We start from the raw sequence: 15,463 nt of genomic DNA, 5'->3' as shown, positions 1-15,463 counted from the left end.
AGCTGATCACCTGTGGGAGCGAGCCTGCTCGCGATAGCATTAGATCAGTCACCATCAATGTTGGATCTGACGACGCCATCGCGAGCAGGCTCGCTCCCACAGGGTTTGTGGATTACTCGAGAAATAAAAAAGGGGCCGCACCCTGCCAAGGAGACGGCCCCGGAAACTCAAGATCTGTTAGCGCGAACCACATCGCTGGGATGTGAATGATTGGCTGAAACGGTTATCTGATAAAGGAATATTTAATTACCTTATTAGATCAAAAACACATATACCAATCGTTACGATGTACCCAAGCCATCGCTGCTTGCGTCACACCGTAACGTTCCTTTGGGTCAAATTGATGACCAGCGTTGAGTTTCCGGGCACATCGATCAAACCCGAGCGGCATGCACCTCCTGCGACCGTACGGCTTCCTTGCGAACAAACCGGTTCGCCCGCCCGAACGTCCCGAAATCATTGAACCGCACCCCCATCTCACGCATCACTTCATGCGCCACCGGCACGGTCATCTGGCGGATGTAAAACGGTTCCTTCACTACAAAATGATGGATCCCGTGGCTGCTGCCAAAGTTGAAGCAGAACGCCTGCAATGGCCACATCCACCAAGGGTTCAACACCTGCGTCTGCTGAATCACATTGCCCGGTTCCACGTCACCGTAGTAATGCATGTTCGAGCTGACAAAGTGCAGGCAGAACGTGCGCAACACGTTCGGGCCGATGATCACTACGGCCGCGATGTCGATCACTTGCATCACCGCCAACGTAGTCGCCGACCATTCGATGGATATACCCAGCAGATGGCCGATGGCATTGGCCGCGTGGAAACCGAGGAACACATACCACGCGCCCCAATGCACCAGTGCCAGTGGCGCGTAGACTTTCAGAGAACGCTTGATGATGCTGAACTTGTGCGCCCAGCTCCTGGCCCGCAGCATGCGGATAAACGCCGACATCACGTTATCGCCAACCATCAACAGCCGCGCGATCCCCCAGGGCTCACCGTTGGTGATCGCCCGCTCTTCCATGTCGGTTTCGGTGCCGGACACCTTGTGGTGATTGAGGTGCAGATGGCGGCGGATCCAGGGGTTGATGGTGCTCGGCCGCGCCAGCCAGACCAGGCCCATCATCAAGTTGTGCGGCACCCGTTGCTTGCGAAAGTACATGCTGTGGATCAGATCATGCTCCAGCTCGTGGGTCAGCGAGGCGAAAAACGCGTTGAGCAACAGGCATACCCACCATGCCATGTACCCGGTGATGTAAAGCGCCGCTGAACCGATCATCCCGGCCAATGCGAAGGCCAGAATGCCAGCGCCCAAGGCGTCCTGATGGTTGAGAATCGGGTAGCGCCGACGCAGTTCGACGCCTTTGGCCAATACCACCTCGCGAATATGCGCTGATCGCTGTGCTGCATTCAGTCGCTGGGGACTTGCAGAAGTACCGTCCATGCTTCCATCCTCTGGTTATTGATGTTCGCATCCTGCCCTGCAATGCTTTACAGAGTGGTAGCCGTGAACGCCAACCTGTTGACCGGACGCGCCAATCAGCATGACTGAACCGACCTCCCTCGCCAGCTGGACCCGCGCCCTGCGCAAACAACTCGATGCGCTGGGGCTCGACAGCACCGCCCTGTGCCAACAGGCGGGGCTCGACCCGCAGTTGATGGACGACCCGAACGCCCGTTACCCGTTGTCCGCCACCACGCGCCTGTGGCACATCGCGGTGCAGGTCAGCGGTGATCCGGCGATTGGCTTGCGGGTGTCACGTTTCGTCAGCCCCACCACCTTTCATGCGCTGGGTTATGCGTTGGTGGCCAGCGGCAGTCTGCGGGAGGTGTTCGAGCGCATTGTGCGTTATCACCACGTGGTCAGCGATGCGCTGGATCTGGAGCTGACCCGCGCCGAGGATCGCTACCGCTTCCGCTTGAAAATTCCCTTGGGTAACCCCGCGCCAGCCTTCGAAGCCATCGATGCCTTCGCGGCGATTTACGTGCGCACCTGCCGCAATCGCCTGGGCCGTGACTACGCCCCGCTGGCGGTTTATCTGCGCCGTCCGGAACCAGCCGACCCGCATCAATGGCACAAAGTGTTCCGCTCGCCGGTGTATTTCAACGCCGATGAAGACCGACTGGAATTCGCCCTGGTGGATTTCGACAGTCACCTGGACGACGCCAACCCGGAACTCGCCGAGCACAACGAAACCGTGCTCAAACGCACCCTGGCGCAACTCAAGCCCCTGACCTGGGAGCGCAAGGTTCGCGACGCCATTGAAGAGCAATTGCCCGAAGGCGAACCGTCGGCCGATTGCATCGCCCAGGCGCTGCACTTGAGTCTACGCAGCCTGCAACGGCACCTGGCGGATGAAGGTTGTCGGTTCGATACGCTGCTCAATGAAAGCCGGGAGAACCTGGCGCTGCTGCACCTGCGCGACCCACAGTGTTCGTTGAGCGAGGTCAGTTACCTGCTGGGGTTCGCCGACACGAGCAGCTTCAGTCGTGCGTTCAAACGCTGGACCGGAATGACGCCGGGGCAATTTCGGGATGGGTTGCGGTAGCAGATCCGAGCGGTGTTTTGTATGTTCCGGCCTCTTCGCGGGCAAGCCCGCTCCCACAGGGTTTTCGGTTGTTCACAACATTGTGATTCACACAGGTCCACTGTGGGAGCGGGCTTGCTCGCGAAGGCGGTAGTCCATACGCCGCAAACCTTCAGCGCCCCCGATCCCGCCGCAACAGCTTGCGCACCCGCTTCACCAGCTCACTGACCGCAAACGGCTTGAGCAGATAATCATCCTCATGCAACTCCAGCCCGCGCAGGCGATCTTCGATGCCGTCCGTGGTGGTGAGGAGCAGCACCGGCGTGTCGCCGAGCTTGCGTATCTGTTGCAGCAACTGCCAGCCGTTGAGGCCGGGAAGCATCACGTCGAGGATGATCAACTCGTATTCACCGGACTCGATAAAGCGCCGGCCGTCCATGCCATTGAGCGCCACATCCACCGCGTAACTCGCTTCGCTCAGGCCTTTGGCCAGGAGACTGGCGGTCTCGGGTTCGTCTTCCACTAGCAATACACGCATGGCACACCTCGATTATCGTCGTCACAGGCTAGGCGCGTTCACGGACAAAGCCTACCTATAACGTCGGTTGTTAAAAGATCGCAGGCTTCGCCAGCTCCTACATAGGGCAGCGATCTTTTTAAATCACCGTCAACGCTCGCAACCGCTGCGCATCCAGAATCTCGATCTCGCCATACTTGAGATTCACAATCCCTTGCCCCTGCAAATCCTTCAGGAGCTGATTGGTGGTCTGGCGCGACAACGACAACATTGACGCCAGTTGCTCCTGGGGCAGTTGCAGAACGCGGCGTGGCGGGTCGATTTCGCCGTAGCCCTCGGCGATCATCAGCAAGCGATGGGCCAGGCGTGCCGGGGCTGGCATCAGGCTGAGCTGTTCGAGGTTGATGAAGGTCAGGCGCAGTTTGTGGCTCATCAACAACGCCAGTTGCCGCCAGTACACCGGGTGTTCGTCGAGCAAGGCCAGCAGCGCCGTTTGCGGGATATGCAACAGGATGCATTGGCCTGCCGCGAACGCATCATGGGTTCGCGGCTGGCCATCGAACAGGCAGATTTCACCGAACCAGTGCGGCGGCTCCACCAGGCTCAGCAATGCTTCCTTGCCCTGCTCACTCACCGCGCCAATGCGCACCGAACCCTCAAGCACCGCGTACAGCCCGCACGGGGGATCGCCGCGCTTGAACAGCCGCTGCCCCGCAGACAAGCGCCTGACTCGGCCGGCGGCCAGCAGACTATCCTGTAAAGAAACAGGTAGATGACTGAACCATTGCCCCGTATCCAGGCGCGAACGCCAAACCTGCATGCCCATGAAAACTCCTGGAGATTGTCGCCTGGCTGACAGAGCGAGAGATGAACCCGGAGCATCATCCATCACCCTACAGGAGGAACAACAATGAAAAGCCTCGTTGACCATCTCAGTCAATACGCCGCCTACCACCGTGACCCGCGCAATATCGCCAGCCACTTCGTGGGCATTCCACTGATCGTGGTGGCGGTCGCGGTGTTGCTGTCACGGCCGGAGTGGTCGCTGGCCGGGATTTGGTTGTCACCGGCGGTGCTTTTGGCGCTGGCTTCAGCGTGGTTTTACTTGCGCCTGGAACGGCGGCTGGGGGTGTTGATGACTGTACTGCTGGGGCTGTCAGTCTGGCTCGGGCATGTGCTTGCGCAGCAGAGCACGTTGGTCTGGCTGGCCAGCGGTCTCGGGATGTTTATGGTGGGCTGGGCGATTCAGTTTGTCGGTCATCATTACGAGGGGCGCAAACCGGCGTTTGTCGATGATGTGACGGGGTTGATTGTCGGGCCGCTGTTTGTGGTGGTGGAAGCAGGTTTCCTGCTGGGGCTTCGGGGTGAACTGAAACGAGCCATCGAAGAACGCGCCGGGCCTGTGGCCTTGCGCAATCAACGCTCCGCCGCCTGAAAAAAGAGCGGTAACGGATTGATGCCGTTACCGCTCCAGGTTTCACAGCGTGCCGAACTCGACCCGAACCGTCAGCGCACCGAGATTGTCAGTCAAACCCGCCCCGTAGGCCCCGAACAGGTCGTCATTGATGCACAACTGCAGCTCGCCGTGCTGGCCAGCCGGAATCTGCGCCAGATCGCCAATCAGGAAGGGGATCCCGAAGTCGCCAACACGGCCGATCAAAGCACCTTCGGCGGCCCCCGCCAGGGTATAGCCGAACTTGGCGATGATGTTCGGATCGCCCTTTCCATCCACCCAGCCTCCCACCGGACTGGCGCACCATAAGCCAAAGACACAACGAGCCAGACGTGGAACCAGACCGTTGATCTGTACACCAGTGCCCTGCCAGGGCAGATTGGCCAGAACCTCCACCGTCGCAGCCTTCAGGTCGTTGGCCAGCGTATCCCCAGCCTGGAACGACAACGCGGCAATCGTCAGGCTCGGGTTCGAGGTGCCCGTGCTGGGGAAGACACCGTCGCCCACCAGGAACAGGTTCTTGTGGTCCCAACTGCGCTGGTATTTGTCGACTACCGATTTGGTTGGATCATCGCCCATGCGATAGGTCCCCATCAGGTGCCCGGCGCCCTGAAAACTGTAAGGCTCATTGTCGTGGATGAACGTCCCGGGCTTGAGAAGCTTCGTCAGCTCCACCGCGCCGAGCAGTTCCGTGATGATGTGAGTCGCCAACTTCTTCGCCTGCTTGAAGCCCTCCTTGGTGTATTTGGACAGGTCATAGTGAATTTCCGGCCGGGGAATGCCGAGCCGGTCCTTGTACTCGGTCGACGGCACGATGTAACAAGTGGGGTGATCAGGATCGTCCTCGACCTGCTCCACCAGAAACGCGATCCGGAACTGACGGATGAACAGGTCGTTGAGCTTTTGAACCAGCGCTGTCCCATAGAGCACTTGCTGTGGTTTCACGGCCGGCGGCAGTGGGTTGGCACCACCGTTATTCTCTCCGTCGATGAAATCGGCCACGGTGGCGTAAGGATCGGTGGCCGGCCAGTTCCAGCCCTCGTTACCGATTTCAATGCGCCACGCCGCTCGATATTTACGAAAGTCACCATCACGCAAACTCTCGATGCCCGCCGTGGACAGAGGACCACGGTACGGAAAAACCGCCTTGCCTTCAGGCATCAGCCCCCATGCCAGGTAGATCGGGTGATCGGCCAGGCTGCGTCCCACCTGCCCGCTGCTGTTGGCCACACCTTTGGGCCAGGCCGGACTCGTGGAGTTAAGCAATAGCTTGGGTGTCTCGATGGCATGGGCGGCGATCACATAACGCTGCCCGACAGCGACGCCGGTTCCAGTGGGTGGGCCGTCGCCAAGCTGGTACTGAATGAATTCGACGCCGTTGATATTGCTGTCCGCCCCGACGGTCACTTTGCTGGCCACGGTCCTGTACAAGACCCGGACCTTGCCGGTGGCCAAGGCCTTGTTCATTGTCACTGTCGCATCGTACTTGGCCTGGATCGGGCAGATCGGTGTGCAGTTGGTGTTGCCGGCACACACCCGGCGCCCCGCGTAAGGTTGGGAATTACGCCCGGCGGGCGTCGGGCTGACCACCAGCGGCAAGCCGTCGAATGTCTGCCCCGTCACGGCCGTGACAAAACTGCCATCGACCAGCGACAACGGAATGCTATGCATCGGGAATGAATAACCTTCGGGAAAAGTCATGCCCAGATAGGCCTGGTCGGCGACATTGGCCGCCACGCCGATTTCCGCCTCGGCCCGGCAGTAGGCACTTTGCAGATCGTCGTAGCCGATAGGCCAGTCCACCCCGACGCCGTATTTTGATCTCAAGCGAAAATCGTTCGGCACCATACGCAGACACGTCCCGACCCAATGCCAAGTGGTGCCGCCACCCACCCGTTCATAAGTGCTGGTGAAGGGCAGCGGGCCTTTCTGCACCAGGTAGCTGATTGCCGGCTTGTCCCAGCCCAGGATCAGATCGGCGATGGTCGCACGCGGGGCGTTCTCGTTGGCCGGATCACGGGGCGTGTCCAGGTTCGTCGCCGGTGGGTAAGGGGCTTCGGGGGTTTTCAGAGTCGCCGTATAGAAGCGCTCCAGGTATTGAGCACGGTTGGCCGGGATTTCCGGGCCTGATTCGAGCACCAGCACATCCACCCCGGCCATGCCCAGTTGATAAGCGATGATGCTGCCGGCCAGCCCCGCGCCGACGATCACTACGTCCGCTTGTTCGGTACTCATGACAAGGCTCCTTGCTGTCCGCTGGCGGGTACCCCGGTGTAATCCTCAAGGCTCGGCGGCGTGGTGTTCCAATAGCCGAAAAACATCTCGCTGTAGCCCATGGGATGGGCCTGGGCAATTTTCCAGGCCCAGCTGTGGATGTATGCCTGATCGGACACCACCATCGAATCGGTCGATTTGTAGCTCCCGGTGGCATAGGGCTGATACCAGACACCCAACAACCACAGCTTCATGATCGAACGTGCCGCTCGGGCCGTTTGCGTGGTCGCCGGTAGCGCCCCATTCATCAGTACCGTCTGGGCGATCCGGTCCGGGGGCATAAGGTCCGCTGCCAGCGTCGCGTACTGAGTCAGCAAGGTGTTGAGCACATCAGGCGTGATGCGCGGCGTGATGAATTCGAGAAAGATCGGCGGCAAGCCCACCTGGTCGATGGCCGGCGCCAGCCGATCGGTGGGAATGCCGGTGAGGGCCGATGAAAGGCCAATGAAGTTCTGCAGATCACTGCTCATGGCTGACTCCTTGTCCACCCGTGGACTGTGCGCGTTCAAGCAGGTAGGTGAAATCCGCGAAGCTGGTGCGCGGGGATTCGGTGACATGGGTGGCCGCATTGCCGTGGCACGCCATGCAACTGGAAGACGCCTGGGGCACGGTGCCCTGGATATAGGTTTCCAGCGTGGTGTTGGCCAGGAACAAGGGCGCGGGGCTGCCCAGTGGGTTGGTCGCCGATATCTGGCAATTGGGCTGTGGAGGGGCTGACGGCCACTGGGTGCTGATCAATTGATAGTTCGCCCAGACGCTCTGCGGATTGACCGTCCGCAACAGGGCCTGGTACGTGGTGTTCAGGGTTTTGGTGGCATCGGTCAGCGGCGCTTCACGCTCGATCTGCGAGGGCGTCGCCTTGACTGCCGGGTTCCACGGCCGTGGCGGAGGCTGGTTGACTTCGCTCTTGCTGTTGGCGTTGTAGAACAGGTACGGGCCCACCCGCTGGGCAGGAGGCGTGGACTTCTCCGGTACGTTTTTCACATGCTCAAAGGTTGACCAGACCCACTGCGCGGCATTGGCGGTCTTATGAACGATGTGCAACCCCACCAGCCCGACCGGCTCGGATACGCACGACTCCTCGACAATCGGCCCATGACTAGGATCGCGGTTGCCCGGCGTATAGACCAGCGCATCGACGGTGTGGAAATCCTCTCGGCGATCATTGGGCCCAAGCACTTTCCACGACGCCTTTACCATCACCGCACCCACCTGTTTCGTGCCAGCCGAGCCACAGCTGAAAGCCACGGCATTGCTCGGGCTCGCGGCGAAAAACTTCTGCTGGCCTTCGATGCTGTACAGCCCGTTGTTGACGATCCCGTCGAACATCGATTGGTTGACCACGATTTCGTTGCGCGTATAGACGCCGTTCTGATCCACCAGCGGACCACTCTCGAAGGGCTGGATAAACTCATTCAGCACATCGGGCACCTTGCCCATCTGTTGCAGCAGGCGACCAGGCTTGAGTGACTTGCACACTTCGGGGAGGGTGGCCGGCGCATCCCAGGGCAGAGGTGTCTGACCCTTGGGCCGGAATATCTGGTAGCTCTCTTTCCAGCTTTCCCACACCGTGGCCCCATCCTGCTTGCCGATGGGGGTGCCGGTATTTGGATCGCCGTTGTCCAGCGCCGGCCAGCTCAGAGCGATGAAGGCCTGCCACGACAGGTCATCGAAATCGGCCTGCAGGCTGGGCAGAGAAACCGGTTGGGTAACCGTGACATCGAAGGGTATCTGCGGCGACAGCGAGGGGGCGGCACTGGCGGACGAGCCCAGCAATGCGCTCAACAAGACACAGCCAAGCGGGCCATGCCGACTGACTTCCTTACTCATGCTTTATCTCCTTGGCATCAGGGCGTCAGGAGATAACACCGGTCCGTCATGGACTCTCACTGCCTCCTGGCAAGTCAGAGTCTAGGTAGGGTTTGAGGCAAAAAAAATCACGGGGGTAGAACCGATCGAAGCAAGGCCGGTTGGTGTTATTACAGATTTTGGCGGGGGTTTCTTGGAGACGCCATCGCGAGCAGGCTCGCTCCCACAGGGGATTTGTGAACGACACAAATCCCCTGTGGGAGCGAGCCTGCTCGCGATGCTTTTGATTTTAAAGGTTGGCGACTTTCTGCCAGACCTTCGGCTTGAAGAACAACGTCTCGCCCTTCGCCAAGCCGACCAGGCTGTCGTGATCCTTCACCACTTCCGCTTCGATCAGCTCGCTCTGGCCTTCGACCTTCAGCGTCACCCGCGTGGTGGCGCCCAGAGGGCGAATATCCCGTACTTCAGCGGCGTGGTGGTCTTCCAGTTCATGCCGCGACAGCGACACTTCGTGGGGACGGAACAGCACGTGCCGGTCTTCACCCAAATGCAGACGGTTCGAGTCGCCAAGGAAGTGATACACGAAATCGCTGGCCGGGTTTTCGTAGACGTCGCCCGGTGAGCCGATCTGTTCGATCACACCCTTGTTCATCACCACGATACGGTCGGCGACTTCCATCGCTTCTTCCTGGTCGTGGGTCACGAACACCGAGGTCAGGTTGATGTCTTCGTGCAGCCGCGCGAGCCAGCGACGCAGCTCTTTACGGACCTTGGCGTCGAGGGCGCCGAAGGGTTCGTCGAGCAGCAGAACTTTTGGTTCCACCGCCAGGGCGCGGGCCAACGCGATGCGCTGACGCTGGCCGCCGGAGAGTTGTTCCGGGTAGCGATCGGCCAACCAGTCCAGCTGCACCATGTTCAGCAGTTCATGGACTTTCACTGCGATCTGGCTTTCATTCGGACGCTGGTTTTTCGGCTTCATGCGCAGGCCGAATGCGACGTTGTCGAACACCGTCATGTGGCGGAACAAGGCATAGTGCTGGAACACGAAACCGACATTGCGATCACGCACGTCGTGGCCGGAGACGTCTTCGCCATGGAACACGATGTTGCCCTGATCCGGGGTTTCCAGGCCGGCGATGATTCGCAGCAACGTGGTCTTGCCACAGCCGGACGGCCCCAGCAGCGCCACCAGCTCACCGCTTTGAATGTCCAGGCTGATGTTGTCCAGCGCCTTGAACGCGTGGAAGTTTTTGCTGACGTTACGCACTTCGATCGACATGACTTATTCCTCCGCGGCGCTGGCGCGCAGGCGGTTAATACGGTTTTCGCTCCACTGCTTGAGCAGCAGGATGAAGAGCGCCAGGATCAGCAACAGGCTCGCCACGGCGAACGCGGCCACGTGGTTGTATTCGTTGTAGAGGATCTCGACGTGCAGCGGCAGGGTGTTGGTCACCCCGCGAATGTGCCCGGAAACCACCGACACCGCACCGAACTCACCCATGGCCCGGGCCGTACACAGCACCACGCCATAGATCAGGCCCCATTTGATATTGGGGACGGTGACGTGCCAGAACATCTGCCAGCCATTGGCCCCGAGCAGGCGCGCGGCCTCTTCTTCCTGGGTGCCTTGTTCCTGCATCAGCGGGATCAGTTCACGGGCCACGAACGGCACGGTGACGAAAATCGTCGCCAGCACAATGCCCGGCAAGGCGAAGACGATCTGGATGTCGTGATCCTGTAACCACGGGCCGAACAGGCCCTGGGCACCGAACATCAGCACGTAGACCAGACCGGCGATCACCGGCGATACCGAAAACGGCAGGTCGATCAGGGTCACCAGCATGCTCTTGCCACGGAATGAATATTTGCTCACGCACCACGCCGCGCTGACACCGAACACCAGGTTCAGCGGCACCGAAATCAGCACCGCAATCACAGTGAGTTTCAACGCCGACAAGGCGTCCGGTTCGAAAATCGCGGTGAAGAACGCACCCAGACCCAGCTTCAGGCCCTGGGACACCACGATGAACAACGGCAACAACAGAAACAGCGCAAATACCAACCAGCCGAGGCCGATCAGGATTCGCCGCGAAGTGGCACTGCCACGGCGGGCGGCGTTCGAGGAGGCTGCTGCAATAGACGATTGGGACATTTTTTGCGCCTCCTTATGGGGTTTCGATGCGCCGCTGCAGCAAGTTGATCAGCAGCAACAGGACAAAGGAAACCACCAGCATCAGTACACCAATGGAGGTGGCGCCGGTGTAATCGTACTGGTCGAGCTTGACCATGATCAGCAGCGGCAAAATCTCGGTTTTCATCGGCATGTTGCCGGCGATGAAAATCACCGAACCATACTCGCCAACCCCGCGGGCAAAGGCCAAAGCGAAACCGGTCAGCCAGGCGGGCAGCAGCGCCGGCACCAGAATATGGCGAAAAACCTGCAACGGTTTTGCCCCGAGACAAGCCGCCGCCTCCTCCACTTCACGCGGGATATCGGCCAATACTGGCTGTACGGTACGTACCACGAATGGAAGCGTCACAAAAGTGAGGGCAAGGGTGATGCCGAGGGGGGTATACGCGATCTTGAACCCCAGGTCCGCAGCGAACTGCCCCACCAGACCGGTGGGGGTGTACAGCGCGGTCAGCGCGATGCCGGCCACGGCGGTGGGCAATGCGAACGGTAAGTCGATCATCGCGTCGATGACTTTGCGCCCCGGGAACGTGTAGCGCACCAGCACCCAGGCCAGCAGCGTGCCGATGATGCCGTTGATGATCGCGGCATAGAGCGCGGTGCCGAAGCTCAGCTTCAACGCCGCCAGCACCCGTGGCGCCGAGATAATTGCCCAGAACTGATCCCAGGTCAGTTGAGCGGCATGCACAAACATCGCCGCCAGTGGAATGAGCACAATCAGGCTGAGGTACACCAAGGTGTAGCCCAGCGTCAGCCCGAAGCCGGGTATGACGGGGGAGATACGACGCGACATAAAAGTCCTTGGTTGAGAACGCGCTAAGCCCCGACGGTGAAATCGGGGCCTGTTTGCCAATGCCAGCCAGTTAAGGATTTGGACACTGCAGCCCCTGTGGGAGCGAGCCTGCTCGCGATAGCGGCGGGTCAGCCAACATTTATGCTGAATGTACCGCCGTCATCGCGAGCAGGCTCGCTCCCACAGGTTCAGCACCTTAACTGACTGGAATCAGGTCCATTGACTGCTCCATTTCAGGCTACTGCGCCTGATAAATCTGGTCGAACACGCCACCGTCATTGAAGAATTTCGGTTGCGCGGTTTTCCAGCCGCCGAAGTCCTTGTCGATGGTCACCAGCTCCAGTGTCGGAAACTGCCTGGCGTATTTGGCGGCTACGTCCTTGTCACGTGGACGATAGAAGTTTTTCGCCGCGATTTCCTGGCCGACCGGGCTATACAGGTGCTTGAGATACGCGTCAGCAATCTCGGCGTTGCCCTTTTTCTCGGCATTCTTGTCGACCACGGCCACCGGTGGCTCGGCAAGGATCGACAGCGAAGGCACAACGATGTCGAACTTGTCGGCACCACCGTCTTCTTTCAACGCCAGGAAGGCTTCGTTTTCCCAGGCCAGCAACACGTCGCCCTGACCGTTGTTGACGAAGGTGATGGTCGAACCGCGAGCGCCGGTGTCCAGCACTGGCACGTGCTTGAACAAGGTCTGCACGTACTCTTTGGCTTTGGCTTCGTTACCGCCGCTGGCTTTCAGGCCATAGGCCCAGGCCGCGAGGAAGTTCCAGCGTGCGCCGCCGGAGGTTTTCGGGTTCGGGGTGATGACTTCCATGCCGTTTTTGGTCAGGTCGCCCCAGTCCTTGATGCCTTTCGGGTTGCCCTTGCGCACCAGAAACACGATGGTCGAGGTGTAAGGCGTGCTCGCCTCTGGAAGACGCTTCTGCCAGTCAGCCGGCAGGCTCTTGCCGAGCTTGGCGATTTCGTCGATGTCCCCGGCCAGGGCCAGGGTCACCACGTCGGCCCGCAGACCATCGATCACCGCCCGGCCTTGCTTGCCCGAACCGCCATGGGATTGCTGGATCTTCACGTTGTCGCCGGCGTGATCCTTTTTCCAGAAGTTAATGAACTCGGCGTTGTACTCCTGGTACAGCTCACGGGTCGGGTCGTACGACACGTTGAGCAATTCGTAATCCTTGGCAACCGCAGAACCAGCAAAAAAGGCACTGGCCAGGGCGGCCAAGGCAAAATAGCGAATCGACGACATGGTGAAAGCTCCCGGAGTTCTTGGTGTGTTGGCTTTTTCTTATGGTCTGGAACGGGTTGCCTGTTCAAAGATCGCAGCTTTAGCCGGCCCCCTGCATCGGTCCCCCGCAGGAGCTGCCGAAGGCTGCGACCTTGTGATCTTTCGCTTCAGCTCGGTTTGTTATTCGGGTTCTGCAAACGGAATTTCTCTTTGCGTTCGATCTGAACCACCTGGGCGTTGTGCACGGTGATTTCCACTGCGCCAAAGCGCAGATCGCGCAAGGCGCTCTGGATCTCACGCAAAATGGTGGCTTCGTCCTGCCCGTCAACACTGCGTAGGGATGCGCTCATGGTGTTGCTCCTTTAATGAGATATGCCTGGCAGTGGCGGGCACTGCTTACGGCGCAGGAGCAATAGTAGATAGGCGCAGATATTCTTAAAAAGACTATTTAAGAATTTTTATATAACCAAAAGGCATTATTTGATGGGGCAAGGGTTTGCGGGGAATTAATGGCCAGACGATCAAAAGATCGCAGCCTTCGGCAGCTCCTACGGGGGACAGCGTACACATCGGATTTCCGGGCGCACCCAAGCCCCGTAGGAGCTGCCGAAGGCTGCGATCTTTTAGGGCTTAACGAATAACGGGGGCCCTAGCCCAATCCAATGCCATCGCCGGCACTGGCCTTCCAAACCAATAACCCTGCCCCAGATCGCAGTCGTGTTCGAGCAGGAAAGCCGCTTGCTCGACCTGTTCGATCCCCTCGGCGTGCACTTGCATTTCCATGCTTTGCGCCAGCGCAATGATTACCCGCGCGATTGCCGCGTCGTCCTCATCACCCGGCAAGCCTGCGACAAATCCCTGATCGATCTTGAGCTTTTGCACCGGCAAACGCTTGAGCCGCAGCAACGACGAATAGCCTGTGCCGAAGTCATCAATGGCCAACCGCACGCCCAACTCGCGCAAGCGATGCATCTGCTCCAGCGCCACTTCCGGGTCCTCCATCACCGCGCTTTCGGTGACTTCCAGCTCCAGATACGCCGGATCCAGCCCCGTCTCGTGCAGCACCTGAGCCACCTGCTGAAACAACTCGCGGCGGGCGAACAGGCGAGAAGAAACGTTCACCGCGACAAACGACAACTCCACGCCCGCCGCTTGCCACTGGCACATCTGCTGACAAGCCTGGCGCATGACCCAGGCGTCGATCTCGGCGATCAGCCCGGTGCGTTCGGCAATGGGGATGAATTCAGCGGGCGACACCAGCCCGCGCTGCGGATGCTCCCAGCGCACCAGAGCCTCGACGCCGATCAGGCGACTGGTTTTGAGGTCATGCACGGGCTGGTAATAAACCCGCAACTCCTGCTGTTCCAGCGCTTGGCGTAATTGGAACGCGATCTCGACACGTTGCTGGGCATGCGCGGTCAATTCTTCGGTGTAGAGGGCATAGCCGTCGCGGCCCGCGCTCTTGGCCTTGAACAGCGCGGAGTCGGCGTTGCGCAACAGTTGCTCGGCGCTCAAGGCATCGCTGGGGAACAGGCTGATGCCAATGCTGGCGTTGATAAACAGTGGATGTCCGTCGATCTGGAATGGTTCTTTAAGGCCATCGGAAATCCGCTGAGCCAGCGCTGCGGCATGTCCCGGTTGCGGGCAATTTTCAGCCAGCACCGCAAACTCGTCGCCGCTGAACCGCGCCAGCGTAATGCCTTGACCGAACAACGCGCTCAGGCGCTCAGCCACGGCCTTGAGCAATTGATCACCGACACTGTGGCCGAGGCTGTCGTTGATCAATTTGAAGTGGTCCAGATCGATCATCAACAACGCGCAACCGCGCTTATGGACCTGCGCCGAAGCCACCGCCTGCCCGACACGGTCGGTAAGCAGCAAACGATTGGGCAGATCGGTCAGCGGATCGTGATGGGCCAGGTGCGTCAGCTCATGCTCGGAGTTCTTGATCGCGCTGATGTCGGAAAACACCGCAACGTACTGGCTGAGCAGCCCTTGATCGTCGTGAATGAGGCGGATCGTCTGCCATTGCGGATAGATCTCGCCGCTTTTGCGACGGTTCCAGATTTCCCCGCTCCACTCGCCGAGGCTTTCGAGTGTCGTGAACATCGCCTGGTAGAAACCCGCCGGGTGATAGCCCGACTTGAACATGTTCGGGCGCTGACCCAATACCTCCTCGCGCTGATAGCCGGTGATGTCCATGAACGCCCGGTTCACATGGACGATCACCCCTTCTCTATTCGTAACCAATACCCCTTCACGGGTGCAATCGAACACCGCTGCCGCCTGACGCAGACGCTCCCGGTCTGCAGTGCGCTCGCGCAATTTGGCGCCGATGCCCAGGCAGCGAAACAATCGCGCCCGCGCCATGAAAATCAGCCCGGCGCTGAAGGCCACCCAGGCATAACCGTTGATCAGTTGCCAGCGCAGCAGGTCGGCGAAATTATCGAAGAACTTGTTCAATAAATAACCACTGAACTGGAGCCAGGCGACGGAAAGCACCAAGTAGAGCAGCGTTGCACGCAAAGCATCGCGATATGTGGCTGACATTCGAGCGTCCATGTCCCTACAAATAGGCTGGAATTATAGATTAAGGAAACATCCAGCCACTCTTATCTGAAAGGGCGACTGGTTTTATCTGTGGGCTTAGTGATAATGCGATG

General features: G+C 59.5%; 14 protein-coding genes. 2 read left to right on the top strand and 12 right to left on the bottom strand.

What is annotated here, in order from left to right; all coding sequences use genetic code 11:
• Nucleotides 1–374: 374 nt before the first annotated feature.
• Complete coding sequence (locus KGB14_RS10750; RefSeq protein WP_223486379.1) at nucleotides 375–1,448, bottom strand: fatty acid desaturase; 1,074 nt, start codon at nucleotides 1,446–1,448, stop codon at nucleotides 375–377.
• A 100-nt stretch (nucleotides 1,449–1,548) separates the two neighbouring features.
• On the opposite strand from KGB14_RS10750, the gene KGB14_RS10745 reads away from it, so the two are divergent.
• Nucleotides 1,549–2,553 (top strand): AraC family transcriptional regulator, encoded by a 1,005-nt coding sequence (locus tag KGB14_RS10745; protein ID WP_223486378.1) that lies wholly within the window; start codon nucleotides 1,549–1,551, stop codon nucleotides 2,551–2,553.
• Between the two features lie 151 nt (nucleotides 2,554–2,704).
• Here the strand turns inward: KGB14_RS10745 and KGB14_RS10740 are convergent, their stop codons facing one another.
• The gene (locus KGB14_RS10740; RefSeq protein ID WP_007899645.1) at nucleotides 2,705–3,070 is read right to left on the bottom strand and encodes a response regulator; all 366 of its coding nucleotides are present in this window, start codon (nucleotides 3,068–3,070) and stop codon (nucleotides 2,705–2,707) included.
• Between the two features lie 118 nt (nucleotides 3,071–3,188).
• On the bottom strand, nucleotides 3,189–3,875 hold the full coding sequence (locus KGB14_RS10735; RefSeq protein ID WP_223486377.1) for a Crp/Fnr family transcriptional regulator: 687 nt from the start codon (nucleotides 3,873–3,875) through the stop codon (nucleotides 3,189–3,191).
• 84 nt (nucleotides 3,876–3,959) lie between these two features.
• Here KGB14_RS10735 and KGB14_RS10730 point away from each other — a divergent pair, with 84 nt between their 5' ends.
• Nucleotides 3,960–4,484 carry a DUF962 domain-containing protein gene (locus KGB14_RS10730; RefSeq protein ID WP_223486376.1) on the top strand — a complete coding sequence of 175 codons (525 nt, stop codon included), beginning with the start codon at nucleotides 3,960–3,962 and terminating at the stop codon, nucleotides 4,482–4,484.
• Nucleotides 4,485–4,526: 42 nt separating this feature from the next.
• Here the strand turns inward: KGB14_RS10730 and KGB14_RS10725 are convergent, their stop codons facing one another.
• The 9 genes from KGB14_RS10725 to dibA form a co-directional block, all read right to left on the bottom strand.
• The gene (locus KGB14_RS10725) at nucleotides 4,527–6,737 is read right to left on the bottom strand and encodes a GMC family oxidoreductase (protein ID WP_223486375.1); all 2,211 of its coding nucleotides are present in this window, start codon (nucleotides 6,735–6,737) and stop codon (nucleotides 4,527–4,529) included.
• On the bottom strand, nucleotides 6,734–7,246 hold the full coding sequence (locus KGB14_RS10720; RefSeq protein ID WP_223486374.1) for a sorbitol dehydrogenase: 513 nt from the start codon (nucleotides 7,244–7,246) through the stop codon (nucleotides 6,734–6,736). The genes KGB14_RS10725 and KGB14_RS10720 overlap by 4 nt, the downstream gene beginning before the upstream one ends.
• Nucleotides 7,236–8,606, bottom strand: coding sequence for a cytochrome C (locus KGB14_RS10715; protein WP_223486373.1), 1,371 nt, complete (start codon nucleotides 8,604–8,606; stop codon nucleotides 7,236–7,238). Before KGB14_RS10715 ends, KGB14_RS10720 begins: the two co-directional genes overlap by 11 nt.
• A 268-nt stretch (nucleotides 8,607–8,874) precedes the next feature.
• Nucleotides 8,875–9,864: a sulfate/molybdate ABC transporter ATP-binding protein gene (locus tag KGB14_RS10710; protein WP_123357244.1), complete on the bottom strand. Its 990-nt coding sequence runs from the start codon at nucleotides 9,862–9,864 to the stop codon at nucleotides 8,875–8,877.
• Between the two features lie 3 nt (nucleotides 9,865–9,867).
• On the bottom strand, nucleotides 9,868–10,737 hold the full coding sequence (gene cysW, locus KGB14_RS10705; protein ID WP_052962920.1) for a sulfate ABC transporter permease subunit CysW: 870 nt from the start codon (nucleotides 10,735–10,737) through the stop codon (nucleotides 9,868–9,870).
• 13 nt (nucleotides 10,738–10,750) lie between these two features.
• Nucleotides 10,751–11,569: a sulfate ABC transporter permease subunit CysT gene (cysT, locus tag KGB14_RS10700; RefSeq protein ID WP_033058556.1), complete on the bottom strand. Its 819-nt coding sequence runs from the start codon at nucleotides 11,567–11,569 to the stop codon at nucleotides 10,751–10,753.
• A 238-nt stretch (nucleotides 11,570–11,807) separates the two neighbouring features.
• Nucleotides 11,808–12,821, bottom strand: a complete 1,014-nt coding sequence (locus tag KGB14_RS10695; protein ID WP_223486372.1) for a sulfate ABC transporter substrate-binding protein — start codon at nucleotides 12,819–12,821, stop codon at nucleotides 11,808–11,810.
• Nucleotides 12,822–12,967: 146 nt separating this feature from the next.
• Nucleotides 12,968–13,150, bottom strand: coding sequence for a sulfur starvation response protein OscA (gene oscA, locus KGB14_RS10690; protein WP_052962923.1), 183 nt, complete (start codon nucleotides 13,148–13,150; stop codon nucleotides 12,968–12,970).
• A 280-nt stretch (nucleotides 13,151–13,430) separates the two neighbouring features.
• Nucleotides 13,431–15,350: a phosphodiesterase DibA gene (gene dibA / locus KGB14_RS10685; RefSeq protein WP_223486371.1), complete on the bottom strand. Its 1,920-nt coding sequence runs from the start codon at nucleotides 15,348–15,350 to the stop codon at nucleotides 13,431–13,433.
• Nucleotides 15,351–15,463: the final 113 nt, after the last annotated feature.

The organism is Pseudomonas sp. A-RE-19, from assembly GCF_019956555.1.
GTDB lineage: Bacteria > Pseudomonadota > Gammaproteobacteria > Pseudomonadales > Pseudomonadaceae > Aquipseudomonas.
The sequence above is the reverse complement of the archived record's forward strand: the minus strand, read 5'-3'. Positions and strand labels throughout refer to the sequence as shown.

Bases quoted from the DNA above. Each gene is read 5' to 3' on its own strand.
- KGB14_RS10715 (WP_223486373.1), bottom strand. From the start codon at position 8,606: ATGAGTAAGGAAGTCAGTCGGCATGGCCCGCTTGGCTGTGTCTTGTTG.
- KGB14_RS10750 (WP_223486379.1), bottom strand. From the start codon at position 1,448: ATGGACGGTACTTCTGCAAGTCCCCAGCGACTGAATGCAGCACAGCGA.
- KGB14_RS10725 (WP_223486375.1), bottom strand. From the start codon at position 6,737: ATGAGTACCGAACAAGCGGACGTAGTGATCGTCGGCGCGGGGCTGGCC.
- KGB14_RS10730 (WP_223486376.1), top strand. From the start codon at position 3,960: ATGAAAAGCCTCGTTGACCATCTCAGTCAATACGCCGCCTACCACCGT.
- KGB14_RS10720 (WP_223486374.1), bottom strand. From the start codon at position 7,246: ATGAGCAGTGATCTGCAGAACTTCATTGGCCTTTCATCGGCCCTCACC.
- KGB14_RS10735 (WP_223486377.1), bottom strand. From the start codon at position 3,875: ATGGGCATGCAGGTTTGGCGTTCGCGCCTGGATACGGGGCAATGGTTC.
- KGB14_RS10745 (WP_223486378.1), top strand. From the start codon at position 1,549: ATGACTGAACCGACCTCCCTCGCCAGCTGGACCCGCGCCCTGCGCAAA.
- dibA (WP_223486371.1), bottom strand. From the start codon at position 15,350: ATGTCAGCCACATATCGCGATGCTTTGCGTGCAACGCTGCTCTACTTG.
- KGB14_RS10710 (WP_123357244.1), bottom strand. From the start codon at position 9,864: ATGTCGATCGAAGTGCGTAACGTCAGCAAAAACTTCCACGCGTTCAAG.
- cysT (WP_033058556.1), bottom strand. From the start codon at position 11,569: ATGTCGCGTCGTATCTCCCCCGTCATACCCGGCTTCGGGCTGACGCTG.
- KGB14_RS10740 (WP_007899645.1), bottom strand. From the start codon at position 3,070: ATGCGTGTATTGCTAGTGGAAGACGAACCCGAGACCGCCAGTCTCCTG.
- KGB14_RS10695 (WP_223486372.1), bottom strand. From the start codon at position 12,821: ATGTCGTCGATTCGCTATTTTGCCTTGGCCGCCCTGGCCAGTGCCTTT.
- cysW (WP_052962920.1), bottom strand. From the start codon at position 10,737: ATGTCCCAATCGTCTATTGCAGCAGCCTCCTCGAACGCCGCCCGCCGT.
- oscA (WP_052962923.1), bottom strand. From the start codon at position 13,150: ATGAGCGCATCCCTACGCAGTGTTGACGGGCAGGACGAAGCCACCATT.